Annotated in this window: 1 protein-coding gene; it reads left to right on the top strand. The window is 57.5% G+C overall.

Annotation, left to right across the window (positions count from 1 at the left end; all coding sequences use genetic code 11):
* Positions 1–107: 107 nt before the first annotated feature.
* Positions 108–428, top strand: a 321-nt coding sequence (locus EN914_RS38635; RefSeq protein WP_164779311.1) for a hypothetical protein, incomplete at its 3' end; no start/stop codon positions are given.

The following is a 428-nucleotide window of genomic DNA, read 5'->3' on the forward strand; positions in this document are numbered from 1 at the left end:
GGGCAAGCTCTCAAAAAGGGGCCCGCCGCTGTTTGTGTCCTCAGTGGCGGGCCCACTTCGTTTCCGCTCAACGCTACATTGCGATTGACTAAAGCAACGAACATCCAATGAACGCAATCTCACATGCATCGATCCATGGCCAGGTCGGCACGATCATTTTTTGGGTGACGGTGACCACGCCGACCAGTTGGTCACAAGGAGAACCAAACGACGAGACCTATAGCTACGGGCACAACGGCAATTCGGCCCTCCGCGATTTGTCGCGTCGGGTGTTCTTTCCTCCCGATTGCCGCAGCGTCGCAGTGCGACGAGCCGGTGAGATTGGCCGAAGGCCTGACGCCGGAAACGCGCGAGCGCGCCAAAACTACTGGATGATGCGCGGTGATGGTGGGATTGCTATCGTTAACTATGCCGATTTGCGGCTCTTG

The sequence above is a fragment of the Mesorhizobium sp. M7A.F.Ca.CA.001.08.2.1 genome, from assembly GCF_003998455.1.
GTDB classification, from domain to species: Bacteria; Pseudomonadota; Alphaproteobacteria; order Rhizobiales; family Rhizobiaceae; genus Mesorhizobium; species Mesorhizobium ciceri.